This is a genomic window from Curvibacter sp. GW821-FHT01G03, from assembly GCF_059422285.1.
This window is the reverse complement of sequence record NZ_JBWKWP010000035.1, coordinates 1-25117: the sequence shown is the minus strand read 5'-3', so window position 1 is coordinate 25117 and position 25117 is coordinate 1. Positions and strand designations below refer to the sequence as shown.

Annotated in this window: 22 protein-coding genes; 6 read left to right on the top strand and 16 right to left on the bottom strand. The window is 63.1% G+C overall.

Annotated features, from left to right (window positions below):
• Positions 1-78: 78 nt before the first annotated feature.
• The 3 genes from AC07VS_RS28395 to AC07VS_RS28385 are packed head-to-tail and all read left to right on the top strand — an operon-like array spanning position 79 to position 5102.
• Positions 79-1194, top strand: coding sequence for an efflux RND transporter periplasmic adaptor subunit (locus tag AC07VS_RS28395; protein ID WP_494752641.1), 1116 nt, complete (start codon positions 79-81; stop codon positions 1192-1194).
• Positions 1191-4271: an efflux RND transporter permease subunit gene (locus AC07VS_RS28390; protein ID WP_494658330.1), complete on the top strand. Its 3081-nt coding sequence runs from the start codon at positions 1191-1193 to the stop codon at positions 4269-4271. Before AC07VS_RS28395 ends, AC07VS_RS28390 begins: the two co-directional genes overlap by 4 nt.
• Positions 4272-4295: 24 nt before the next feature.
• Positions 4296-5102 carry an oxidoreductase gene (locus tag AC07VS_RS28385; RefSeq protein WP_494752640.1) on the top strand — a complete coding sequence of 269 codons (807 nt, stop codon included), beginning with the start codon at positions 4296-4298 and terminating at the stop codon, positions 5100-5102.
• 273 nt (positions 5103-5375) lie between these two features.
• Here the strand turns inward: AC07VS_RS28385 and AC07VS_RS28380 are convergent, their stop codons facing one another.
• The 8 genes from AC07VS_RS28380 to AC07VS_RS28345 all read right to left on the bottom strand — a co-directional run bounded on the left by AC07VS_RS28380 (position 5376) and on the right by AC07VS_RS28345 (position 12513).
• Entirely contained in the window at positions 5376-6356 is a 981-nt protein-coding gene (locus AC07VS_RS28380; RefSeq protein WP_494752639.1) for a tripartite tricarboxylate transporter substrate-binding protein, read from the bottom strand.
• 115 nt (positions 6357-6471) lie between these two features.
• Positions 6472-7608, bottom strand: a complete 1137-nt coding sequence (locus AC07VS_RS28375) for a porin (protein ID WP_494752638.1) — start codon at positions 7606-7608, stop codon at positions 6472-6474.
• A gap of 145 nt (positions 7609-7753) precedes the next feature.
• The gene (locus AC07VS_RS28370; protein WP_492346136.1) at positions 7754-8017 is read right to left on the bottom strand and encodes a tautomerase family protein; all 264 of its coding nucleotides are present in this window, start codon (positions 8015-8017) and stop codon (positions 7754-7756) included.
• Between the two features lie 10 nt (positions 8018-8027).
• The gene (locus AC07VS_RS28365) at positions 8028-8606 is read right to left on the bottom strand and encodes a malonic semialdehyde reductase (protein WP_494752637.1); all 579 of its coding nucleotides are present in this window, start codon (positions 8604-8606) and stop codon (positions 8028-8030) included.
• 37 nt (positions 8607-8643) lie between these two features.
• Positions 8644-10083, bottom strand: a complete 1440-nt coding sequence (locus AC07VS_RS28360; protein ID WP_494752636.1) for an aldehyde dehydrogenase family protein — start codon at positions 10081-10083, stop codon at positions 8644-8646.
• Positions 10080-10631: a VOC family protein gene (locus tag AC07VS_RS28355; RefSeq protein WP_492346133.1), complete on the bottom strand. Its 552-nt coding sequence runs from the start codon at positions 10629-10631 to the stop codon at positions 10080-10082. Before AC07VS_RS28355 ends, AC07VS_RS28360 begins: the two co-directional genes overlap by 4 nt.
• Positions 10632-10633: 2 nt before the next feature.
• On the bottom strand, positions 10634-11617 hold the full coding sequence (locus AC07VS_RS28350) for a Bug family tripartite tricarboxylate transporter substrate binding protein (protein WP_494752635.1): 984 nt from the start codon (positions 11615-11617) through the stop codon (positions 10634-10636).
• A 29-nt stretch (positions 11618-11646) separates the two neighbouring features.
• Positions 11647-12513 (bottom strand): fumarylacetoacetate hydrolase family protein, encoded by an 867-nt coding sequence (locus AC07VS_RS28345; protein WP_494752634.1) that lies wholly within the window; start codon positions 12511-12513, stop codon positions 11647-11649.
• A 211-nt stretch (positions 12514-12724) separates the two neighbouring features.
• On the opposite strand from AC07VS_RS28345, the gene gcvA reads away from it, so the two are divergent.
• On the top strand, positions 12725-13642 hold the full coding sequence (gcvA, locus tag AC07VS_RS28340; RefSeq protein WP_492346130.1) for a transcriptional regulator GcvA: 918 nt from the start codon (positions 12725-12727) through the stop codon (positions 13640-13642).
• A 414-nt stretch (positions 13643-14056) separates the two neighbouring features.
• On the opposite strand, the gene AC07VS_RS28335 is transcribed toward gcvA, so the two are convergent.
• From AC07VS_RS28335 to AC07VS_RS28315, 5 genes are all read right to left on the bottom strand, one after another.
• The gene (locus AC07VS_RS28335; RefSeq protein ID WP_494752633.1) at positions 14057-15793 is read right to left on the bottom strand and encodes a methyl-accepting chemotaxis protein; all 1737 of its coding nucleotides are present in this window, start codon (positions 15791-15793) and stop codon (positions 14057-14059) included.
• 209 nt (positions 15794-16002) lie between these two features.
• The gene (locus tag AC07VS_RS28330) at positions 16003-16656 is read right to left on the bottom strand and encodes a peroxiredoxin-like family protein (RefSeq protein WP_494752632.1); all 654 of its coding nucleotides are present in this window, start codon (positions 16654-16656) and stop codon (positions 16003-16005) included.
• Positions 16653-17588, bottom strand: coding sequence for a DMT family transporter (locus AC07VS_RS28325; protein WP_494752631.1), 936 nt, complete (start codon positions 17586-17588; stop codon positions 16653-16655). Before AC07VS_RS28325 ends, AC07VS_RS28330 begins: the two co-directional genes overlap by 4 nt.
• Before the next feature lie 7 nt (positions 17589-17595).
• Positions 17596-18129 (bottom strand): carboxymuconolactone decarboxylase family protein, encoded by a 534-nt coding sequence (locus AC07VS_RS28320; protein WP_494752630.1) that lies wholly within the window; start codon positions 18127-18129, stop codon positions 17596-17598.
• A 54-nt stretch (positions 18130-18183) separates the two neighbouring features.
• Entirely contained in the window at positions 18184-18945 is a 762-nt protein-coding gene (locus AC07VS_RS28315) for an SDR family NAD(P)-dependent oxidoreductase (RefSeq protein ID WP_492346124.1), read from the bottom strand.
• A gap of 165 nt (positions 18946-19110) precedes the next feature.
• On the opposite strand from AC07VS_RS28315, the gene AC07VS_RS28310 reads away from it, so the two are divergent.
• Positions 19111-20025, top strand: a complete 915-nt coding sequence (locus AC07VS_RS28310) for a LysR family transcriptional regulator (RefSeq protein WP_494752629.1) — start codon at positions 19111-19113, stop codon at positions 20023-20025.
• A 438-nt stretch (positions 20026-20463) separates the two neighbouring features.
• Here AC07VS_RS28310 and AC07VS_RS28305 read toward each other — a convergent pair whose 3' ends face one another.
• Together AC07VS_RS28305 and AC07VS_RS28300 are read right to left on the bottom strand one after the other, a co-directional pair.
• A complete protein-coding gene (locus AC07VS_RS28305) occupies positions 20464-20859 on the bottom strand; it encodes a VOC family protein (protein ID WP_494659150.1) in 396 nt (131 codons plus the stop codon).
• A 78-nt stretch (positions 20860-20937) separates the two neighbouring features.
• Positions 20938-21354, bottom strand: coding sequence for a 4-oxalocrotonate tautomerase (locus tag AC07VS_RS28300; protein ID WP_494659151.1), 417 nt, complete (start codon positions 21352-21354; stop codon positions 20938-20940).
• Positions 21355-21480: 126 nt separating this feature from the next.
• Between AC07VS_RS28300 and AC07VS_RS28295 the strand changes: the two genes are divergently transcribed.
• Positions 21481-22083 carry a TetR/AcrR family transcriptional regulator gene (locus tag AC07VS_RS28295; RefSeq protein ID WP_494752628.1) on the top strand — a complete coding sequence of 201 codons (603 nt, stop codon included), beginning with the start codon at positions 21481-21483 and terminating at the stop codon, positions 22081-22083.
• A gap of 229 nt (positions 22084-22312) precedes the next feature.
• On the opposite strand, the gene AC07VS_RS28290 is transcribed toward AC07VS_RS28295, so the two are convergent.
• A complete protein-coding gene (locus AC07VS_RS28290; protein WP_494752627.1) occupies positions 22313-25060 on the bottom strand; it encodes a hypothetical protein in 2748 nt (915 codons plus the stop codon).
• Between the last annotated feature and the right edge of the window lie 57 nt (positions 25061-25117).

Genomic DNA, 25117 nt, shown 5'->3' with positions numbered 1-25117 from the left:
AATTGAGGTGTGACTATTGACTAAATTAGTCACAAGAATAAAAATGAAGGTCCCGATCACTTTGCTCAAGGGACTTTCATGCCTCGGCTTCGCCTTGCTACCCCGTTTCTCATCTGTGCCTTGCCGCTGGCGCTGGTCGCCTGCGGCGAAAAGGCTGTTCCTGACGCCCGCACCGGTGTGCCCTTGGTGCGGGTGGCCGTGGTTCAGGAGGCCAGCGCTGCGTCCAGGGCGTTCACGGGCACGGTAGCGGCCCGGGTGCAAAGCGACCTGGGCTTTCGGGTTTCGGGCAAGGTGCTGGAGCGCCTGGTGGATGCCGGTCAGCGGGTCAAACGGGGCCAGGTGCTGATGCGCCTTGACGCCATCGACCTGAAGCTGGCCGTCCGCGCCCAAGAGGAGACCGTCGTGGCGGCACGGGCCCGCGCGCGGCAGGCTGCCGACGAAGAAGCGCGCTACCGCGACCTGCGCGGTACCGGCGCCATCTCGGCATCCGCCTACGATCAGGTGAGGGCGGCGGCCGACGCCGCCCAAGCCCAGTTCAGCGCAGCCGAGGCCCAGGCCGGTGTGGTTCTGAACGCGAGCCGTTACGCCGAACTGGTGGCCGACGGCGACGGCGTGGTGGTTGAAACGCTCGCCGAACCTGGTCAGGTGGTGGCAGCGGGACAAGCCGTGGTCCGCCTGGCCCGTGCGGGGCAGCGCGAAGCCCTCATTCAAATGCCTGAGACCCTGCGTCCTACCCTCGGATCCCTGGCACAGGCCAGCCTGTTCGGCAGGGAGGGCGCCACCGTGCCTGCCAGGTTGCGGCAGCTTTCCAACTCAGCCGATCGCCTGACCCGCACCTTCGAGGCCCGCTATGTGCTTGAAGGAGATTTGGCCCAGGCCCCCCTGGGCTCGACGGTGGTGATTCGCCTCCACGACCAGACCGTTGCGACAAGGGCCCGCTTCAGGGTGCCAATGGCATCGCTCTATGACGCGGGCCACGGTCCAGGGGTCTGGGTGCTTCGTGGCGAGCCGGCCAGGGTGCGCTGGCAGGGCGTGTCTGTCGAGCGCCTCGATGACGAGGGCGCCGAGGTCGCAGGCCAGATCAAGCCAGGCGACCGAATTGTGGCGCTGGGCGCGCACCTGCTGCGAGAAGACCAGGTGGTCAGATCCATGGAGGGCGTGACCTCCGCGTCGGCCCAAGGAGCGCGTCCGTGAGCGAAGGCCGATTCAACCTGTCAGCGCTCGCCGTGCGCGAGCGTTCCATCACCCTGTTCCTGATCGTCTTGATTTCAGTGGCGGGCATTCTCGCGTTCTTCAAACTGGGCCGCGCGGAAGATCCGCCCTTCACGATCAAGCAGATGACGATCGTCACGGCATGGCCGGGCGCCACGGCGCAAGAGATGCAGGATCAGGTCGCCGAGCCGCTGGAAAAGCGCATGCAGGAATTGCGCTGGTACGACCGCACGGAGACCTACACCCGCCCGGGCCTGGCCTTCACCATGGTGTCGCTGCTTGACAGCACACCGCCTTCAGCGGTGCAGGAGGAGTTCTACCAGGCCAGGAAGAAGATTGGCGACGAGGCCCGCAAGCTGCCCGCGGGCGTCATCGGCCCGATGGTCAACGACGAGTACGCGGATGTGACCTTTGCCCTCTTGGCCCTCAAGGCCCAGGGCGAGCCTCAAAGGCGGCTGGTGCGCGACGCGGAAGCGCTGCGCCAGCAGTTGCTGCACGTGGCTGGTGTCAAGAAGGTCAACATCATCGGCGAGCAGCCTGAGCGCATTTTTGTGTCCTTCTCACATGATCGCCTGGCAACCCTGGGCGTGGCCCCGCAAGACCTCTTTGCCGCGCTCAACAGCCAAAACCTGCTCACCCCGGCCGGATCCATCGAAACCCGGGGGCCGCAGGTCATGCTTCGCGTCGACGGCGCGTTCGACACCTTGGAGAAGATCCGCCAGACGCCCATCGTGGCGCAGGGGCGGACACTCAAGTTGTCGGACGTGGCGAGTGTCGAGCGTGGGTATGAAGACCCCTCTACCTTTCTGATCCGCAACGGCGGTGAACCGGCTCTGCTGCTCGGCGTGGTGATGCGCGACGACTGGAACGGGCTTGAGTTGGGAAAGGCCCTGGAGGCCGAAGTCACCCGCATCAACGGCGCGCTCCCACTTGGCATGAGCCTGACCAAGGTGACCGACCAGGCCGTGAACATCAGCTCGGCGGTCGATGAATTCATGGTCAAGTTCTTCGTGGCCTTGCTGGTCGTGATGGCGGTCTGCTTCGTCAGCATGGGTTGGCACGTCGGCATCGTGGTGGCGGCGGCCGTGCCGCTGACATTGGCTGCGGTGTTCGTCATCATGGCGGCCACGGGCAAGAACTTTGACCGCATCACGCTGGGCTCGTTGATCCTGGCGCTGGGCCTGCTGGTGGACGACGCCATCATCGCCATCGAGATGATGGTGGTGAAGATGGAGGAGGGCTATGGCCGCATCGAGGCATCGGCCTATGCCTGGAGCCACACCGCGGCCCCGATGCTGTCGGGCACCCTGGTGACGGCCGTCGGCTTCATGCCCAATGGCTTCGCGCGCTCCACCGCGGGCGAGTACACCGGCAACATGTTCTGGATTGTGGGCTTCGCGTTGATGGCCTCCTGGGTGGTGGCCGTGGCCTTCACGCCCTACCTGGGTGTCAAGCTTCTGCCTGAACTGCCCAAGGTCGAAGGCGGGCACGAGGCCATCTACAACACCCCGCGTTACAACCGGTTCCGCCAGGTGCTTGGCCGGGTCATCGCGCGCAAGTGGCTTGTTGCGGCCACGGTGGTGACACTGTTCGTCATGGCGGTGCTGGGCATGGCGGTGGTCAAAAAGCAGTTCTTTCCGACTTCCGACCGCCCGGAGGTGCTGGTTGAGGTGCAGATGCCTTATGGCACCTCGATCGCACAGACCAGCGCTGCCACGGCCAAGGTCGAAGACTGGCTGGCCAAGCAGCCAGAGGCCCGGATCGTGACCTCTTACATCGGCCAGGGCGCGCCGCGCTTTTTTCTGGCGATGTCCCCTGAGCTGCCCGACCCGTCGTTTGCCAAGACCGTGGTGCTGACCGGCAACGACAAGGAGCGCGAGGCCCTCAAGTTCAGGCTGCGTCAGGCGGTGGCCGACGGGCTGGCCCCCGAGGCCCAGGTTCGCGTCACCCAGATCGTGTTCGGCCCCCCGTCACCCTTCCCGGTGGCCTACCGCGTGGTGGGCCCGGACCCGGACCAACTGCGCGAGATCGCGGCCCAAGTCGAGGCTGTGATGCGCGCCAGCCCGATGATGCGCACGGTCAACACCGACTGGGGTCCGCGTGTGCCCACCCTGCATTTCACACTGGACCCGGACCGGCTCCATGCCCTTGGGCTGAGCGCCAGCGCTGTGGCCCAGCAGTTGCAGTTCCTGCTCAGCGGCGCTCCGCTGACGGAAGTGCGTGAGGACATCCGCTCGGTGCAGGTGATCGGGCGTGCCGCTGGCGATGTCCGTCTCAACCCCGCGAAGATCGCTGCGCTGTCGCTGGTCGGGGGGGCGGGGCAGCGCATCCCCTTGTCGCAGGTGGGCCAGGTCGAGGTGCGCATGGAAGACCCCATCCTGCGGCGCCGTGACCGCATGCCAACCCTCACCGTGCGTGGCGACATCGCCGACGGCTTGCAGCCGCCGGACGTGTCAACAGCCATGACCCGGCAGCTCCAGCCCATCATGGACAAGCTGCCCAGGGGCTACCGCCTCGTGGAGGCCGGCTCCATCGAAGAGTCTGGCAAGGCCACGGTGGCCATGCTGCCGATCTTCCCCATCATGCTGGCCGCCACGCTGCTGATCATCATCCTGCAGGTGCGCTCGATCTCGGGCATGGTCATGGTCTTCCTGACCAGCCCACTGGGCTTGATCGGGGTGGTTCCCACCTTGCTGCTGTTCCAGCAACCTTTCGGCATCAATGCGCTGGTCGGCTTGATTGCGCTGTCGGGGATCCTGATGCGCAACACCTTGATCCTGATCGGGCAGATCCGTGAGAACGAACAGGCCGGGCTCGATCCATTCCGAGCGGTGGTGGAAGCCACCGTGCAACGGGCTCGTCCCGTGATCCTGACCGCCTTGGCCGCCATCCTGGCTTTCATTCCGCTGACCCATTCCGTGTTCTGGGGAACCCTGGCCTACACCCTGATCGGCGGCACCTTGGCCGGCACAGTCCTGACCCTCGTCTTTCTGCCTGCCATGTATTCCATCTGGTTCAGGATTCGGGCCACCGACCTGAAGCACGGCCTTCGCGGCTGAACACCCCCCCACCTAGGAACCACCATGTCTGAATCCAGAGTTGTTGTTGTGACCGGCGTGTCGTCGGGCATCGGGCGCGCCGCTGCCATCCGGTTTGCCGAGCAGGGTTGTCGGGTGTTTGGCACTGTGCGCAACACCGCGAAAGCGCAAGCCATCCCCAAGGTCACGCTGGTCGAGATGGACCTCCGGGACGACGGGGCCGTCGAGCGGGGTGTCCAGTCCATCCTGGCGCAGGCCGGACGCATCGATGTGCTGGTCAACAGTGCCGGTGTCACCTTGTTGGGTGCTGCGGAAGAAACCTCCATCAAAGAAGCCCAGACCTTGTTCGATACCAACCTCTTTGGCCTGCTTCGGGTCATCCAGGCCGTGCTGCCGCACATGCGGCAGCAGCAATCGGGGCGCATCGTCAATGTCAGCTCGGTGCTGGGCTTTTTGCCCGCGCCTTACATGGCGCTTTATTCGGCGTCCAAACACGCGGTCGAAGGCCTGGCTGAAACGCTGGATCACGAGGTCCGCCAATTCGGCGTTCGCGTTTCGCTGGTTGAGCCCTCGTTCACCAAAACCAACCTGGACCTGAACGCCCCCCAGGCGGCGATCAGGATCGCCGCCTACAGCCAGGAGCTTGGCATTGTTGCCAAGGCGATCCAGAACAACGTGCAAAAGGCGCCCTTGCCCGACGGGGTGGCCGCCACGATCGTCAAGGCGGCACTGGGGCCCTGGAAAATGCGCCACACGCCCCGAGGCGAAGCGGCTCTTCTGGCCAAGCTGCGCCGCTTCATGCCCGCGGGCCCGGTGGAGAAGGGGCTGCGGAAAACGTTCGGGCTGGCTTGACGAGATCCGTGAGCGAATGACTTCGCCGCCTGCGTCATTGAAGGGTCTCTTTCGACAGGGCGAGCCTGGTCAACGCAGGGGCTTCCTGGGCCCACCTTGCTTGCCTTGACTGCCGTGCTGCCAGCGGCAGCGTTTTACCCGCTGATCAGTGCCAAGGGCAGGGCCAGGCTTGTTCTTCCAACTGGCCATGCCGAGGCGCCAGCCTGAATCGTGCAGTCCATGGGCGCTGGACCGGAAATGCCCGATGGGAGCGCCCGTCTGGCGTCACATCTTTCAGTCCAGTTGAATGCCACTGGCCGCCACCAGCGATTTCCACCGCTCCTGATCTTGCAAGACCATCTTGCTCAACGTGCCAGCATCCTCATAGCGGAGATTGATCTCCACGCGTTTCGCGGCATCCTGCATGGCGACGGTCCGCAGCGTGTTGCGCACATCAAGACCCAACTGGCCGACCAGGGCTGCAGGCGTTCGCGCAGGCGCGAACAGGCCGTACCACTCGATCAGTTGCAGGGCCGCGAGCCCTGATTCAGCGAAGGTGGGGGTGTCGGGCAGCGTCGCCAGTCGCCGGGGGCTGGTGACCGCCAGAATGCGGATACGCCCGCTGCGATGAAGGTCCAGCAGGGTCGGCAGCGGGTTGAAGGTGCATGCCACCTGGCCTGCCATCAGGTCCTGCAGGCCCGGCGCGACGCCTCGATAGGGGACATGGGTGAGGGTGACTCCGAGCTCATGACCCATTTGCACACCGAGGAAGTGGGGCGCGCTTCCCGGGCCAGGGGTCGCGTAGGTGGCCTGTGCCGGGTGCGTTCGAGCCCACTGAAGGAAGCTCTGCAAGCTGTTGATCCCGGAAGATCCATTCACGGCCAAGGCAAAACAATGCTCGCCCAGGCAGGCCACTGGGACCAGGTCGCGCTGTGCATTGAAGAGCGGCGTCTTGTAGAGCAGAGGCGCCAACGTCAACACAGATGACGGCGTCAACAGCAGGTTGCTGCCGTCGGCCAAGGCCTGCACGGTGGCCTGCACCGCAAGCTGGCCCGCAGCCCCTGACTTGTTCTCGATGACATACGCCACTTGGGGATCCTGAGATTGGCTGGCCAGCGCGCGGGCCAGGCTGTCGGCGGTGCCCCCTGGCGGAAAGCCGACGAAGAGCTTTCGGATGTTGCGCTCACCCTGGGCGTGGGCCGCAGTCTTTCCAAAGAGGAGGGCGAGCGCTGCCGCCTGGACAAGCCGCCTGCGACGGAGAGGGGATGAGTTCATGAAGGGCAATGTGGGATTGGGAGAGTGGGGGAGTGGGTTTGAGCGGTGACGCAGCCACCCACGGCACGACCTTTTGGGGGCTCGAAGGGTGGTCTGCGGGGCGCGCCGGGCGCGATCAGAAGCGGTGCCGGATGCCCAGCGCAAAGCTGTGGCCTGTGGCGCCGACCGTGGCAACTTGTTGCCGGGTTTGCGTCTGATCCTGCGAGGCCAGCACGTAGACCTCGGTGCGGGGTGACAGGTAGTGGTCGTAGCCCAGGGTCAGCACCTTGCGCGACACATTGCCGCCCGCTGCGGTGGCCGCCACCGCCGTCGGCGTGTTGCCCGTCGTGCGTGAGCCATAGCCTGCGATCCAGCGCCCGGCCCCGATGGGCAGGCTGGCACTCAGGTCCCACACCCGGTACTGCACCGCTTGAGGCGCGGCGGCCGTGCCCAGATTCTGAATCTGCCCCAGGTGTCCGAACACCTTGAGAGGGCTGAAGTCATAACTGGCGGCCCATTGCCAGGCGCGGGTGTTGTTGGACGAGGTGCCGTCGGCAAACGTCACCGGATTGCGATTGACGCTTTGCCATGCTATGGACGAGTTGAAGGCACCTTGCCCATAGGCCAGCCGCACGGCACTGTTGGGCCCGCCCAGATTCTGCGAGGCGGCATAGGCGACGGACCCCGACAGCCCGGCGCGCACCGGGCTGTCGTACACCACGGAGTTGGCCCAGGCCGTGCCGCCAGACAGGGGTGATCCGATGAAGGTCAGCAGGTTGATCGGTGAGAACGTGGTGCTGTCGCCCAGTGCATTGCTGGTGACCGAGTTGGTGAACAGCAGTGTGGTGACATTGCCGATCCGCACCCGTCCCAGGGTGGTGTCGCTCAAACCCACCCAGGCGGCACGAGAGAAGAAGGGGTCTGCTGCCACATTGACGGGGGCCGGCAGGGCATCGCTGCGACCGGCCGCCCCTGATTCGTTGCGGATGAATGAGGACAGCTCGAAGATGGCCTGGCGCCCATCGCCCAGATCTTCCTGGCCGCGCAATCCCCAATGGCTGGTCGACAAGCCGCCGCTGAACTGCTTGTTGATGGGCTTGTCGAGTGCATTGACACCCGACGCATTGGTGACGCTGCCCACGGCGGCATCGATGAGACCGTAAAGCTGGACACCTGACGCCGGTGCGGTCTGTGCCTGGGCCTCTGCCTGCAATGGCAGTGTGCCGGCCAGACCGAGCGCCAGGGCTGTGACGAGGCCGTTGGATGAGTTCATGTTTTTGTCTCCTGTTGTGAATGAAAGGCGCGCAACGTCCCCAGCCGGTGCAGACACCCGCTTGATCGTTGGGGAGGGGAATCCAATGCGGGCCTGTGCTCAGATGAGCACCGCCGCAGCCTGGCGGGCCAGGCTCAGGGCGGGTTCAGGATGAGCCGCGCGTCGGTGTTGGCGTTGGCGTCGATGCCGGGGCCGTGGCCTGCAAACTTTGCAAGGCCATGCCGGTACTCAGGGGCTTGCCGGCGGCGGCCCACCACCCGCTGCGCACCTCTTGCACGACACAGCGGGTCATGGGTCTGAATCCTTCTCCGCCGACGCGGACGACCGCGTCGGTGAGGGCTTCCATCAATTCGGCCACCTTGTGTTCGGGCAGAACACCTTCGAGCATCTTGACTTCAATGAATGGCATGGGATCCCTCTTACAGAATGGTTGAAACGGTTTCGAACTGCAGCCGAGGGCCGCGGGGGCGCAAGGACTCGCTGTCGCCATACCCCAGGTTGATGAGGAAGTTGCTGCGGCAGGCGCTGTCCGGGAAAAACGCCTCGTCCAGCGCGGCGCTGTTGAAGCCGCTCATGGGCCCGCAGTCCAGACCCAGCAGGCGCGCGGCCATGATCAGGTAGGCCCCTTGCAGGCTGCTGTTGCGCAGGGCCGTGCTCTGGCTCAGCGCCGGGTCCGTGGCAAAGCTCTGCGCTGCCTGTGGGGCGTGGGGGAATTGCGTCGGCAGGTGCTCGTAGAAGCGCAAGTCCTGGGCGACGATCACCGTCACGGGGGCCGAATCGACCTTGTCGACATTGCCCGGTGCCAGGCACTTTCGCAGGCGTGCCTTGCCCTCCGGGCTGCAGACAAAGACGTAGCGCGCGGGCTGGGTGTTCATGGAGGTCGGCCCCCATTGGGCCAGCTCGCTGACCTGGCGCAGCAAGTCGAGCGGGACCGGGCGGTCCAGGAATCGGGCGTAGGTGCGGGCCGCCAAAAAGGCCTGCTCTTGGGCGTGCATCATGGCTTGATGGGCTGTATGAATCATGTCGTGGGTGGGTTCAGGCGGCGGTGTAGGCCGTCTTGACCGTGGTGTAGAACTCGCTGGCATAGCTGCCTTGCTCGCGAGCCCCCATGCTGGAGGCCTTGCGCCCGCCGAAGGGCACGTGGTAGTCCGCGCCCGCGGTGGGGGTGTTGACCATCACCATGCCCGCCTGGGCGTGGCGTTTGAAGTGACTGGCATGGCGCAGGCTCGTGGTGCAGAGGCCGCTGGAGAGCCCGAAGGGCGTGTCGTTGGCCAGCGCGAGGGCCTGATCCAGGTCTGCTGCCCGCAGCACCGTGGCCACCGGGCCGAAGACCTCTTCGCGGTTGATCTTCATCTCGGGGTGGGTGTCGGTGAACAGCGCAGGCGTCAGAAAGAACCCCGGTCGGCCCTGCTCGTCGTGGGCCACAGGCGCTCCGCCAAACGCCAGCGTGGCGCCTTCATTTTTGGCGGACGCGATATAGCCCAGGTCAACCGCCAGCTGGCGTTCGTCCACCACAGGACCAATGTCCACGCCCGGGCTGCGGGCGTCGCCCACCTTCAACTGGCCGAGACGTTCCATGAGGGCCGCGACAAAGCGGTCATGGATGCCGTCCGTGACGATCAGCCGGCTGGTGGCCGTGCAGCGCTGGCCTGTCGAGTAGTAGGCCCCTTGCACGGCACAGTTCACGGCGACCGGCAGGTCCGCGTCGTCCAGCACGATCAGGGGGTTCTTGCCACCCATTTCGAGCTGGAACTTGATGCCGTGTGCCGCGCAGGATTGCGCCAGGCGGCGACCTGTGGCTTGCGATCCCGTGAAACTGACGCCGGCCACCCGGGGGTCTTCGGTCAGCACGGCTCCGACCTCGGCCCCTCGGCCCATGACCAGGTTGAATACGCCATCGGGCAATCCGCTGCGCGACAGGATTTCGGCCAGGGCCCAGGCGCTGCCGGGCACCAGTTCGGCCGGCTTGAACACCACGCAGTTGCCGTAGGCCAAGGCGGGTGCCATCTTCCAGGCCGGTATGGCGATCGGGAAATTCCAGGGGGTGATCAGGCTCACCACGCCCAGTGGCTCGCGGGTGACTTCCACGGTGATGCCTGGGCGCACCGAAGGCAGCACATCCCCTCGCAAGCGCAGGGCCTCGCCCGCAAAATATTTGAAGATCTGGCCTGCACGGGTCACCTCGCCAATGGCCTCGGGAAGGGTCTTGCCTTCCTCCCGGGCCAGCAGATCGCCCAGTTCCTGGGCGCGGGCCAGCAACTCATGGCCCACCCGGTCCAGCACGTCAAAGCGTTGTTGGGGAGTGGATTGGGCCCAGGCTGGGGCGGCCGCATGGGCCGCCGCCACGGCCTCTCGGGCTTGTGCTGCATCGGCCTGGGCGAATTCACCGATGACGTCGCGCACATCCGAGGGGTTGATGTTGGGCACGGCGCGAACCCCTTCGCGCCATTGCCCGCCGATGTAGTTGGGTTTCATGAGCGCGCTCCGTTGCCCTTCTGGCGGAAGCGCTCCTGCCATTCGGCCAGGGGCATGAAGCTGGGGTCTTCACGAACCATGGCCAAGGTTTCGGCCAGCAGTTCCTCCTCGGTCTTCGCCAGGTCCAGGGGGGTGCCGTACGGCTGGTTGACGTAATAGGGCGTGTCCATGTAGACCTCGACCCGGTTGCCTTCAGGATCAAAGTAATAAACCGACCAGGCGTTGCCGTGGTTCATGGGCTGAATCTGGGTGGCTCCCAGCGCCGCTGCCTGTTCGCGGTTCCATCTCAGTTCGGCCAGGTCGGGCACGATGAACGAGGCCTGCATGATCGTGCTGACCGGCGACTCGGCCGAGCGGCCCCCAGACAAGACAAACTGGTGGTGTTGGTCTTCGGTTGCACTCATGAAGACCAGGCGATTGCCAAAGTTCTTGCCGAGGCCTTCGTCGGTGATGGTGAGGCGAAAGACCCGGGTGTAGAAGTCCACCATGCGGTCGACATCGTAGACATAGATGCCGAAGTGAGCGGGGGTCGGGCGCGAGACTTTCATGATTACTCCTTTTGAATGTGGGCGTCTTTGACCAACTGGGTCCAACGCTTGAGATCGCTTTGCATCGTGGCCTGCAGCTCGGCAGGGCTGCTGGCACGGACCTCGCCGCCCGTGATCTCTTCGAGCCGTGCGCGCACCGCTTCGTCGGCCAGGGCCTTGCGCACCTCGTGTTGCAAGCGCTCCAACAGGGGTTTTGGCAGGCCGGCTGGCGCGAGCAAACCCGTCCAGGAGCGGACATCGAACTGAGGAACGCCCTGTTCGGCCACGGTGCGGACCTCAGGCATGCCTGGCCAGCGAGAGGGCCCCGTGGTGGCCAGTGCCTGTAGCTTGCCGGATCGGATGTGCTGCACGGCTGCGGTCGGGGCCACCAGAACCAGGTCAATCTCACCCCCCAGCAAGCCGGTCATGGCGGCGCTTTCGCCGCGGTAGGGCACATGAACCATCTGAACCCCGGCCTGTTGGGCCAGCAGGGCGCCGGCCATGTGCTGACCGGTACCTACGCCGGCCGAGCCATAGGTCAATTCGTTACCTCGAGACCGCGCTGCCTTGAGGGCATCCTGCAAGCCCGTGTACCGGCTACCGGCCTGGGCCACGACCAGAAAGGGGAAGGTGGTCAGGGCCGACACGGCCTGGAATGATTTCAGCGTGTCGTAGGGCAGGCGGTCATACAGGGCACCTGCGATCGCGTGCCCGCCGGTGACCAGCAGCAGGGTGTAGCCGTCGGGGCGTGCTGCGGCCACGGTGCCGGCGGCAATCGTGCCGCCAGCGCCCGGTTTGGGCTCGACCACCACAGCTTGCCCCAGGCCTTTGCCCAACTCGGTGGCCAGGATGCGAGCCACCGCATCGGCGTTGCCGCCGGCGCCAAAGCCGTGCAACAGCCTCAACGGCCGATCGGGGTAACGGGAGGCCTGAGCCCAGCCGCTCACGGCGGGCATCAGGCAGGCCGCACCCAGGGCCAAGCCTGCGCGTCTGCGCGTCAATGTCATCTTTGTCTCCTTGTGATCGGGCCAGGGCCTTATTGCGCGGCCTGTGCCACGGGGTTGCGCAACACCCCGATGCCTTCGATCTCGACTTCGACCACATCGCCGGGCACCATGAAGCGCGGGGGCTTGCTGCTCCAGCCCACCCCACCTGGCGTGCCGGTGACGATCACGTCGCCGGGAACCAGGGTGAAGATGGTGGAGGCGTAGGCGATTTGTTGCGCCACCGAGAAGATCATGTTCCCGGTGTTCGTGTGCTGCATCCGCTCGCCATTGAGTCGGGTGCTCAGTTCGAGTGGGCGGGCCGGATCGATCTCGTCGGCGGTGACCATCCAGGGGCCGAATGCGCCGGTGGATTCGAAGTTCTTGCCGGCTGCGATGGCCTTGGCGTGAAACTGCCATTCGCGGATGCTGGCGTCGTTGTAGATCGAGTAGCCGGCCACGTACTCATGGGCTTGGGCTTCGGGGATGTTGCGGCCGCTGCGTCCGATCACCACGGCCAGTTCTCCTTCCCAGTCCAGCGAATTCGAGCAATGCGGGCGCAGGATGGCCTGGCCATGAGCGGCCTGCGAACGCCAGGTGCGCAGAAAGATCGGGGGGTGGTCGGAGAGCTCGCGATCCAGACCGGCGGCCACCACTTCCTTGTGGTGGTCGTGGTAGTTGCGGATGGCGCAGATGATTTTCTCGGGTTGGGTGATCACGGGCAGGTAGGTGATGTCACCCAACGCAATGTCGGCCTTGACCCAGGCGCTGTCCTGGGCGAGTTGTGGCAGGCGGCCCGCGCTCAGATAGGACTGCAGGGTCGGGTATTGCGGATGGGCGCGACCCAGGTCGGCGACTCGGTCGCCGATCACGGCCCCCCAAGAGGCCACACCCTGGTGTTGGAACGACAAAAGCTTCATGGTCGACTTTCAGAGGCGAAGAAAAAAACGTCACAGCCGGCAAGCTCTTCGAACACCTGCCTGGCTCAGCAGCCTGAGGAAAACCCTTAGATCTGCAATCAACTCATTTGTTAAATCAGTCGGGCGGACTTTATCCAGTAAGAAATGGGCATTCAAACGATTTCTTCTCACTATGTCTTGCGTTTATTGCACTCCGAAAGACAATGGCGGGATGCGAAGAAAAATCCCCAGCACCAGTTCTCTGAGCGCTTTCGAAGCCGCCGCCCGCCACTCCAGCTTCACCGAGGCCGCCAACGAATTGGCCTTGACCCAAAGCGCCATCTGCCGGCAGATCGGGGGCTTGGAAGAGTTTCTGGGCGTGAAGCTGTTCCGTCGCACCCGCCGAGGGGTGCTGCTGACCGAAGCGGGCGAGGTCTATCACCGCCAGGTGACCCAGCGTCTGGACGATGTCGAGCGCGACACGCTGGATCTCATGGCCCGACAAGGGCGAGGAGGGCGTCTGGATCTGGCGGTGGTACCGACCTTCGGGACCCGTTGGTTGATCCCTCGCCTGCCCGATTTTTCGAAGAGGCATCCCGACATCACCATCAACCTGAGCAGTCGAACGCGTCCATTCTTGTTTGACGAGACCCGCATCGATGCTGCCATCTATGCCGGGGATGGCAACTGGCCCGGTGCCAACACCACCTGCCTGATGCAGGAAGCGCTGATCCCGGTCTGCAGCCCTGAGCTGATTGCGCCGCGGCGCGCGCTTTCGCCACAGGAGTTGGCCCAATTCCCGCTGCTGCAACAAAGCACGCGCCCTTATGCCTGGCGCCAGTGGTTCGAGTCTGTGGGGTACCTGCCTGGCAACGAGCTCGCGGGCCCCAGCTATGAGCTGTTCTTCATGTCTTTGGAGGCCGCGGTCGTGGGGCTCGGCGTCGCTTTGGTGCCGGAATACGACCTCGGCAGCGACATCGCCTCAGGACGCTTGATCATCCCCATCCAGCATGCCTGCCCCAGTGATCGGGCCTACTACCTGGCCTACCCGGAGCACAAGGCAGAGTCTCCCACGCTCAAGCTCTTCAAGGCATGGTTGGTCGCGGAGACTCAAGGCCTGGATGTCGCGAGCCGCCATCTCCAGGCTTGAGAGCGTCAAGTTACCCAGCGACCAAGTTGGCCGCGAGCTTGATTCGACGTTGACAGATGATCACTCTGCTGGCTGTCAATGTCTTCATGGCGCTCATCGACAGGCGCCACGTCAATCACGTGCAGGTGACCTGCTGGTTGACCACCTGCGTGCCTGCGTGCCTGCGAACCTGCCGGCGTCCTGTCCACCGACCCAAAACGGCGCGGCGCGGATCATTGGAATGAGCGCATACCTCCATCCCAAGCCCGCCACCGATGACCTGCAGAGGCTGGCCGCCATGACAGCCCGCCCGGCTGATCAGTTTGGGGCCGACGATTTCAGGTGCGCGCCCGAAGCGCCCAAGCCTTCACAGCTTCAGATGCGCTGAGGTGGGTATGCGATGGAGGTGCGGTGGCTGGCCCTCGCCGAAGGCGATCAAAAGGCTTCCCATTGATCGTCGGCCCCACCCGCTGCGGTGTTTTTGCTGTTGCCCGCGGGTTTGGGCAGTGCCACGGGTGCTGCCGCCTTTTTGGGCAGGTGGTGCACCTGGCCCAGCGTGGGCGCTGCGGCCACCATGCGCACCGGTGGGGGCATCGGTGCGCGGCGGGACGCTTGGCCTGGCAAGTCATTGAGCTTGAACGAAGCCACGGCCTGCACCAGGTCCAGGGCTTGCGACTTCAGGCCGTCTGCGGCCGAGGCCATCTGTTCGACCAGCGCGGCGTTCTGTTGTGTCACCTTGTCCATGTCTTCGACCGCCACGCCCACCTCGGTCACCCCTGCGGCCTGCTCGGCGCTGGCGGCGTTGATTTCGCCAATGATGTCGGTCACCCGGCGGATGCTGTTGACCACTTCGGCCATGGTGCCGCCCGCCTTGTCGACCAGGTCGGTGCCCCGCTCAACCCGTTCGACGTTCGCGTTGATCAGGGTCTTGATTTCCTTGGCGGCCTCTGCACTGCGCCCGGCGAGCGAGCGGACTTCGCTGGCCACCACGGCAAAGCCGCGCCCCTGTTCCCCGGCCCGGGCCGCTTCGACGGCCGCGTTCAGCGCCAGGATGTTGGTCTGGAAAGCAATGGCGTCGATCACGCCGATGATCTCGCTGATCTTTCGGCTGGCGTCGTTGATGCCTCGCATGGTTTCGACCACGTCAGAGACCACCTGCCCCCCCTGGGATGCGATGGCGGACGCACTCTGGGCCAGCTGGTTGGCCTGGCTGGCCGCGTCGGCATTTTGTTTGACCGTGGCGCTGAGTTCTTCCATGCTGGAGGCGGTCTGCTCCAGCGAGCTGGCCTGTTGCTCGGTGCGCATGGACAGGTCGTTGTTGCCCTGGGCGATCTCGGCGGCTGCGGTGGAAACCCGCTCGGAGTTGGCTCGGACATTCGAGACCACTTTGGCCAGGCCGGCCTGCATGCTTTGCAGGGCACGCAGCAGTACCGCCGTCTCGTCCTGGCCATGGGCTTGAATATCGGCCGTCAGGTCTCCCGAGGCGACGCTCTCGGAAATTTTCACCGCGCGGTTCAGTGGCAACACAATCGACTTGGCCACCACATAGGCCGCAGCCACGGCCACCAACACCCCGGCGACCGAGATCGCGATGGCCAGCTTCATTGCCAGATCAGCAGCGTCATCGGCGCGTTGACCGTCTTCCTTCATCAGCGCTTCCTGGTAGGCCGTGAAAGCCGCCACCGCTGCAAAGTAATCATCTTGCGGCTTCTGGAAGTCGTCAAAAATGTAAACACCGGCCTCCTCAACCTTGCCGATGGCCAGGAACGACATCAGGTCAGCCCGGGCTTTGGCGTAAGCCTCTCGTTTGACGATCAGGTCATTCAACAGCTCCAAGGCCTTGGGGTGGGTCATGTCGGCCTTGAGGCGGGCAATGATCTCGCCCCCGCGCTTTGCCTTTTCGTCGATCTGGCGCTGCCACTCTGTCGACTTCTCCGGGTCTTTGGCCGAGATGATCAGGTTGCGCAGAATGCGGGCCTGCTCGTTGATGGTCACCTGCAGTTCGGTCGCTCGAACGATTTGCGGGTAACGGTCTTGTGTGATGGACCTGATCGCGTCCTTCGAGCCACTGATGGAATGGATGCCGGTGTACGCGATGCCCAGCATGAGCAAGACCATGACGCCAAAGCCCAGCGCCAGGCGCGAGCCGATCTTCAGACTTGGGAAAACCATGATGTCCTCGCAATCAATAGAGCGTTCTGAGCGCTCTCGTTTCAGCGCCTGGTGGCCGCCATGTTAATGGCGAATCGCGTGCTTGCCTGATCCTTGTTGGAGCCCTCTCGAATTCAGGCCCTGCCGGCTCCCTGGGTCTGGCCATCGCCTCGGCCTCGGCCTGGGCCGGCCCGCTCGGAAGCCTTTGCTGCGGTGCGCCAGCCTGGCGGCTAAGCCATCTGCCCAACTGCTTGCAAGACATCCAAAGGATCGGCGCGCAGCCGGTAGTCTGAATCGATGTGGGCCCAGGCGATTCGACCATCCCTGCCAACCACATAGCTTGCCGGAACAGGCAGCACCCATTGGCCGTTGCCATTGAGGGTCGGCAGGTCATTGCCAACCCGGCCATACAGGTCCACCAACTCGGGCGGCAGCTCAAATGCCACACCGAAGGCCTGGGCGGCGGCCAGCGCAGAGTCGCTCAGGACCGGGAAGGCCAAGGCGTTCTTCTCGGCGGTGGACAGCGAGTTGTCCGGCGTCTGAGGCGAGATCGTGACCAGGCCAATACCTCGGCGGCGCAATTCATCAAGCTGCTGCTGCCAGGCTCGCAGCTCCAGGTTGCAGTACGGGCACCAACCACCGCGGTAGAACACCAGCACGAGTGGGCCGCTTGCCCAAAGATCTGACAGGCGAACCGGCTTTCCCAGGGCGTCGGGCAGTGTGAGGTCTGGTGCCGGGTCGCCCACCTGCAGGGCCGAGCGTTCGATGCCCGTGGCGCGCAGTTCATCGGTGGCAGCCTCCATCATCTGGACGCGCGCGGGATCCACGCGAGCGATGAAGGCGGTCTTGTAGTCGGCCAGGGCTTGGGTCAGTGAGGTGGTCATGGTGTTGCCTGTGAACGGGTGGGGAAACGGGTCTGTGTGACTGCGATCAGCAGCCCCAACATGGCGATGAAAAGGCCCAGGCCTTCGGCTGGGCTGGGCAGGCGGCCGAGCACGGGCCAGGCCATGAGGGCGGCCAGCCCGGGCGCCAGCGCAGGGAACACAGCGGCCCGTGCGGCGCCCAGCAAGGACACCATCTTGGCGTAGCTGTAGAGCGTTCCAGCGCCTGCAATCAGGCCTTGAACCAGTACTTCAACCACCAGCACGCGGGGCTCGGTCGCCATCAGTCGCGCCGTGCCGCCCATCAGCAGGTAGGCCGGCACGTAGGTGACCAGCGCTGAAAACGAAATGACGGCGGTGGCCAGCAGGGGGTTCAGCTGGTGCCGGCGCAGGACGATGCCAAAACCGGCCCAGAGGGTTCCGGCGGCGATGAACATCAGATCGCCCAGCAGCGTGAGGCCCGTGAAGGCCGTGGCGGTCACACCTGACAGCACCACCAGACCCACTAACACGATGGTGATGCCCGTCAGACGCCGACGGGTGAGCGGATCGCCCAGCACCCAGGCACTGAGCAGCATGCCCATCACACTCATGGCAGCGAATGGAAAGATCGCCGCATGGCTGGACGGCGCCCATTGCAAGGCGCCGAACATCAGCAGTCCGAAAGGCGTTCCGGCCAGCATGGCGATCAGCAGCCAAACCCGCCAGCGTGCCAGCATCGCGTCGACATCGCGCCACAGGGTCCAGACCAGCACCGGCAGTGTGACCAGGCCCGCCGTGCCAAATCGAAGCACGGTCAGGTCCGGAGAGCTCATGCCCTGTGCGATGCCCCATCGGGCGAAGACGGTGTACAGCGCCCCGATGCTGGCGGCGAGCAAGCCCACAGCAAGACCCAGGGCCAGGTGACGGGGGGCCGGAGCAGTCGTTGCAGCCATGGCCGCCTCAGAGGGCCGGTGCGGCGGGAAAGTCCACCGGAATCTGTGTGGTCGAGTGCAGGTAGTTGCTGACCACCTTGTCGCCGATCACGACCAGCGTGTCGACCAGGTTCTCCTGGGTCCAGCCTGCAGCAAAGAAGGCGTCCACCAAGGCCGGGTCGGCGTGGCCGCGCTCCACCGCCACCTGCTTGACAAGTTGGGCCAAGGCATCCAGCTTGGGGTCGAATGAGGCACCACCGCGACGGATCTCCAGGATCTGCTCGGGGCTGAAACCGACCATGCCACCGAGTGCGGTGTGCGCGGCCAGGCAGTACTTGCAGCCGTTGACCTGGCTCACGACGAGGTTGACCACTTCACGTGCCTTGCCGGTGATGCTGCTCTTGGCGTTCTGGAAAGCCAGGTAGTTGCCCAGGGCGTGCTCGGACAAGGCGAACGTGGCGTACAGGTTGGGCACAAAGCCCAGCGTCTTTTGCAGCTTGTCGAAGATGGCCTGGTTGGCGGGGCTGACCTGGTCACGGGTGGGAACTTGGAGGGTGTTCATGGCGGGGGCCTTTCGGGGAGGATAGGAATGCTGGAATTCAGGAATGGGTTGCGCTCACTGGGCGGTGTACCCACCATCGACCACGATCGACTGGCCGGTCAGGTAACGGGCCTTGTCACCCGCCACAAAGACGATGGTTTGAGCAATTTCTTCCACCGTGGCGGCGCGCTTGGCAGGCATCGAGGCCAGAAAGCCGGCTTTGGCCTCGTCGCTGCCACCCACGAAGCGGTCCAACATGGCGGTGGCGACCGGGCCCGGCGCCACGGCATTCACCCGCACACCGGTGGCCGCCACTTCGAGTGCCGCTGTCTTGGTCAGGCCTTCGACCGCGTGCTTGCTGGCCACGTAGACCGAAGCGCCTGCAGCCCCCACCTGCCCCGCAATGGACGACAGGTTGACGATGCTGCCGCTGCCTTGCTTGAGCATGGTGCGCAGTTCATGTTTGAGGCACAGCAGCGTGCCCAGCACATTGGTGTTGAAGGTATGGGCGAAGTTGTCAACGCCCTGTTCCGTGATCGGGCCCATCTCGCCTTCAACGCCGGCATTGTTGATGGCGATGTCCAGCCGGCCGAAGCGCTGAACGGTCTGCTCGACCAAGCCCCGGACCTCGGCCTCGTCACGCACATCGGCGCGAAAGAACTCGGCCTGTGCCCCCAACGCGCGCAACTCGGCTGCCAGTGCCTGGCCTTCGGCCTCGCGGCGGCCGCTGATGGCCAGGTGACTGCCTTCGCGGGCAAATGCCAGCGCTGTTGCACGGCCGATGCCGGTCAGGGCACCGGTGACAAGGACGACGGGGTGGGTGGTTTCGGGGGTCATGGGGTGTTCCTCAAGGCTTTGGTGATGGGTTGAAGAGAAAATCAAAGAACCGGTCTGAGTACCGCGGGTGTTGCGATGGACGTACTTTGATTCAATCCCAACCGATCGAATAGACCCATTCGATTCCTATAATTCATTCCTATCTGGACTTAAATAGGCCATTCGATGGACAAATTGCTGGCCATGCAGACCTTTGTTCGGGTCGTCGAAACCGGCAGCTTTTCGGCTGTCGCGCGTGAAACAAACACCTCCCAAAGCGCGATCAGCAAGCAGGTTGCGGGGCTGGAGCGCGCGCTGGGCGTGCAATTGCTCGCGCGCACCACGCGCTCGCTGTCGCTCACCGAGGCCGGGGATCGTTACTTCGAGCAGGCCCGGCGCCTGGTGTCTGAGGTGGCCGAGGCCGAGGCCCAGCTTCGTGCAGAAGAGCAGCAGTTGCAGGGCTGGCTGAGGATCGCCGCATCCGGTGCGTTTGGCCGGCTCAAGCTGTTCCCGCTGGTGCAGCGTTTTCTGGCGCTGCACCCTGGCGTGCGCATCGACCTGCGGCTGGCCGACGGCTTTATCGATCTGGTCGAGGAGGGTGTCGACATGGCCGTTCGCATCGGCGAACTGGCCGACAGCAGCATGATCGCCAGGCGCATCGGCACCACGCGACGCGGCCTGATCGCCAGCCGCGACTACCTGCGCAAGCTGCCTGAAGGGCGCACGTTGCCGCGCAGGCCAGAAGACCTGCTGCAGCACAACTGCATCGTCTACAGCGAGCTGGCCACCCGAAATGCCTGGAGCTTCATTGCCGGACCGGGCGCCGATGCCGAAGCCGGCAGCGTTCACACCATCCGGGCCGCTGGCAACCTGCAGACCAACGCCAGTGAAGTGGTGCGGGCCGCCGTGCTGGCCGGGCACGGCGTGGGTTACGCCCCCATGTTCCTGTTCGAACAAGAGCTTGCCAGCGGCGAGCTGACCTCATTGCTCTCAGACTGGACCGTGCAAGACCTGCCACTGCATCTGGTGATCCCGCCCCACCGCAGACACTCCGCCAAGGTGCGCGCATTTGGGGATTTTGTGGTGGCCAGTGGGTGTTGATTTGGATGAAAGCCCCGGCCCTTGGGCCAGGTTTCGCCTTGAGATGAGCCCCAGTGCGAGAGGCCTTCACCACCCAAACGGTCGGTCTTCGCCGTCATTTCAGTCGGGCCTGCTGGCCCACCCTGTTGCATCAGCAGCGTGGCAGGGCTGGCCGATCTTGCATATTCCGATCAGCTTAACCAGCGGATCTGATCCAAACCTGCCACCAACTCCGATTGAAACTAGGCCACTGATTCCGATTCGATCCAGCTACCGTCGGAGACGGCATCCTTTTGGAACACTGCCTGATACGATGTCCGAGAACGGCCAGAAGGAGCCGGTCGAACGATTAACCTAATAGCCGCCCTTCAAAATCCTGTTTGACTGCCGACGACCTTCGGATTACGCGAAGCAGAGCATGCCCGGAACGGCCATGCTCCGCTAGCGCAGCGCGCGATCTCACTCAGCGCAGTTCAGCATCCACTGAACACCAAATCGATCGGTCAATTTGCCGTAATAGTCCCCCCAGGGTTGGATGCCCAAGGGGGTTGTGATGGTGCCGCCAGCACTCAGCGCGTTGAAGAGTTCGCGTGTGGAGTCGCGGTCGTCCATTGCCAATAAGTGTGCAGAACCCCGCATCGGTTCCGCGTCGTCATTGTCCGAGGCATAAAAGTGCAGAGCAGGTCCTTGGAACTTGGCATGCATGACCTTCCCACGCATAGCCTCGTTTCTTACCGGCATGCCGTCTACTCCGTAGCGCAGAACCTCGACAACATGGCCAAGGCCACATTGCGCATAAAAAGCCAAGGCTTGGTCACAGTTGGTGGTGAAGAAAAGATAGTTCGAGAGTTGCATACTGGTCTCACTGAGTTGTGAGGAGGCCTCAACGCGGTCGTCCCGAATCTGGGGACCTTGTTGCTGCCCCCAGATGTATCAGGCTGGAACACCACCCTCGCTAAGTTGCGCATTGCTGAGGGCCATTCCGGCAATGCCCCAAGCCCCATCCACCGCGTGTACCACATTGACCCATATGCGCTCCTTCGGATGGTGCGCGCCAGACAGTTCATAAACGATGTTCGTGGCCTCTTCGATGTAGCCGACTTGAATCTCACGGCTAGCAAACGCGAAGGACGGGACCTTCCATTCAATGAAGGCCACAGAGGCTTCCTGTGATCCCGAATACGTATGCTCCCTCGGCAGGACGTGGATCGAGCCAACGATATTCGGTGTCATCGCCTTATTTCCAGCCAGGCCGTGCCACTTGAGCATGGCATCGGACAGGCGGCTGAAAGCGACTTTTTCCAGACCTTCGGGAAGAACGCCCTCGGTAAGGGTGAGCGTAAGTGGCATAGGTACTCCAAACAGATAGAACGGCGTCGACCCATACCCTGCGCATCGGCATGGCATTTCAAGTAACGACCGTTATTTAATATCGCATAACGATCGTGTTTCGGCAACTACAATCATCAACTTCACATGTCGAAGGAGCTAATCGTGTCAAGGTCAGAACAGAAGTTGCAGACGCGGCAGCAACTCCTGCAGGGCGCGGGGCGCGGCTTTCGCAAGGCAGGCTTTGGTGGGATAGGGGTAGACGGCCTTGCAAAAGAAGCAGGACTGACGTCGGGCGCCTTCTACGTTCATTTCGACTCAAAGGCCCAAGCATTCCGGGAATCGGTCGCACAGGGCATGGCTGAATTGAGGGGCGGGGTGCTGTACTTCCAAGAACAACACGGACACGCTTGGTGGCCGGAATTTGTGCGCTTCTACCTCAGCGCCAAGCGAACCTGCGACTTGTCAGAAAGTTGCACGTTGCAGACGATGCCGACAGAGGTGTCTCGATCAGACGAAGCCTCGCGCACAACTTTCGAAGACGCTTTACGCGACGTCGCACAGGCAGTCGTAGATGGACCAGACTCACCAAATGCGCCGCGAGACATGGAGGCTGCTTGTGCCGCCCTATCGGCGCTGGTGGGTGCGGTCACGCTCGCACGAGCAGTTATCCACAGTGCGTTCGCGGATCAAATTGCCGCAGGGACGGAACATGCCTTGCTCGGAATCCGACCTACTCTACCTGCGTGAGACCAACAAGAAGTCTTTATAGGTGAAGTGAGGTGCCGCGAATTTCGCATTCATGGTTCAACGCTAAATTGCGAGAAGGACAGCTTTGGTAGACGGCCGACTGACGGCTAAGGGCCCTTAAGAGACATCCGACGACCTGATCTCGTTGCTGTAAAGCTGCCGGTCAGTAACCTACGCAGCCACGATGCTTGCTATCAGCGCCTGGCACGTAAGCTGCCGGAGCCAGGGATTATGAGTTGCTTCTTCGTGCGCGCCGAGCGGCGATTGCCTTAATTACTGGGGGGTTAACCACACCGTCCGGAATGAAGGGATCCTCATCGTCGTCCAGAACGATGATGTCGTGGTCGTTCTCGCCGATCTGCCAAGCCGGTCGGATGTGCAGATGGCGCTTTAAGAGTGCAAGCCTGAATTCGATCTCCGGTGTGCTTTGGTTGCTAGTGGGTAGTTGCGCGGGCATCAGGTAGAAGGCGTTGAACTTGTTAAACGCCTTCAGGAAATTCGTTAGGTTCTCCGATGTTGCGGGCGTCATCCGATTGATCCGCGAGACCATGCTGACGGTGTCACCAGATCTGAAGTCCGCCGTAATGTGATCAATGTTGGGTCCCACGATTACGCCGTAGTGGTGGGGGTTGCTCTTGTAGATTCCGGTGACGATCGTGACGCGCAAAGCGTCCTCAACGTCATCTCTGTTCCACCGATTGTGCCAATCATTGAAGATCTTCTTGCCTGCTTCCAAGTCTCTGAACATCAGCCCCATGAATGGAGGCTGGCGGTCGTCCCACCCGTAGCATGTACCGCCCCAGCGGGCCTTGTCCCAGACCGGTATATCGATGGGTGAGATCACCTTGCGCTGAGTGTGCTTGCGCTGCGATGTGTCCATTAGCGCTTCTGGCGGAGGGCCATCGCCAAGTTTGATCGGCTCCCTAGGGGTGTCGCACTTCGCGGTAGGCCTTTTTGGCCGCCAGTGCTGGTCACGTAGGCAGTCGTATTGCTTGTCGCTGACGCCCATCAGGTCTGACAATCGGACCTTGGCATCACTACCGAATAGGCTCTGTCCAATTACGACCAGATTGCCAAGCATCGCGGCCCTCGCCAAACCCCGCTCCTCACCGGCGACCTTCGTCATCCAAGCTTCGACGTCACGGATGATGAACTGCCGCCCCGCAATGGCCAACGTGGCTTCGCACAGAAAATCGGTGAACTGCGTCAACGCTTCCTTGTCTTGGAAGTCGATGCTCTCGCCCGTCACAATCTCAGCCTGGACACCAGGGACGTTGTCCAACCAGGCCAGCGAGGGCCCTGCGGTCTGCTCCCTTGCTTTGCGCACACGGATGACCGTTCTCTCTGCGTGAGGGAAGATGTCCTTTTCATCGCTGGTCGCCATGAAAGCTTCCATGGCGCCAAGCAAGGACTCGGCGACACCAATCGAAGCGACATCATTCGGGCAGTCGATCACGAATTCAGCACCCAGGATGATAGATTGAAGAAGCGCGCGTGGACCCTCATTTAGCGAAGGCTCGCTTGGAAGATCGTCGCGGGCGGGCTGGTCCTGCCAACGCTCAAAGAACTCCAGCATGGCCTTTGAGCTCTTGGGCGACTCTGCAAAGGCCTCCTCGTTGACACGTTTTTCATGACCCAGCGCATACAGAACGGCCAAACGCGGTATTCCGAGATCCAGTCGCGCGAGGGCGTCTGGCAACTGCTCAAGCGCCGAAATCCGAGAGAAAGGGACATTCAAGAAGTGAATGCCTAGCACGGCCTGCAGCCTCATTGCCTCCTGCTCAGACTGTGCTTCTCGGTGCTCGTTCGATGCAAGCAGTCCCTCGCAAAAAAGGCTCCAGGTGATAGCTTGCAGCGTCTGGGGAATCCGTCCCAGCTGCATTTCTATCCAAATCAGGCGTCTCAAGCATCGATGAGCGATGCCGGGGATTTTTCCTTCCGTCCGGAACATGCGGAAGGTGCGCTCGATGGCTACGACGAGCTTATTGCGCGCGGCCCACAGCAGCCCAGCGCTTTCGTAGGCGTAGCTGCAATCCAGAAGTGTGAGGATGAGTTGGCGTAAATACTCGTCCTTGGCGAACAGTTCTTCGGCTCGCCCCAGCCACCGGATTGCTTCGTAAGGCTTTTCGTTTCGCATTTTCTGCCGCCCGCGTGACCAGAATGACTCACCAGCCTCGCCATCGCTTACACGCTTTCTCTGCTCAGCCACGACTAGTTCATAGAGGCTGTCGAACTCAGGGGTGTCGAACAACTCACTCATCTCGCGGATCATCCCGGACAGCGATTCAAAAGGAAACTGGCCCAACTGCCTTGATGCCTCAGCGATCTCCTTCAGATCTTCCCAGGTCGCTGAGAGACTCTGTTGGCGACCTTCGTACACCGCATCGGTCAGACTCGCGAAAACCCTGAGCATCCGTGCGAACAAGGCATTGTTGGGCCGAGCCTCATCGGCCTCTAGTGTCTTCAGGTGGGCAACGAGCGCCTGACGGCGGTCGCCGGCGTGGGCTCGATCAGCCGGTACGACCTTTCTACGCTCAAGTGTTATGAGCAGTTGGTTCAGGTTGAGCAGGCGCTCTTGATCTTCCGCTTCAGCGGAATTTTTTGCATGCTGCTCGACTGTGGCGTAGTGGGTCAGAAACTCGGTGAAATCCTCATACCACCAATGAGCCGTCCAAGCGCGCTGATAGGCGACGCGCAATAGTTGACTGGGAATCGCCAGCTCGCGTGCAATGCGCTCGGCCATGGCGAAGCGACCCTCTATCTCAACGCGCGGCCTGTCCAGCCCGCGTGCGAGTATGGCTGCGCGAACACAGTCTTCGACCAGTTGGTACCGGGCGCCCGCGTAGCGCCCTGGGTCTAAGATCTGCGCATCGAGCTCCTCCAGATCCGCTTTGCGCCGCGTGTCTTCGGGTCCGAGCCGCACACTACTTTGCCGGGATGCATCCGCGATTTGGAGCGCCGAAATTGCGAGATCCAAATGGCCATTTCTATATACGCGGTCAGTGAGCCAATTCCTGTCCATGATGTGGACCGG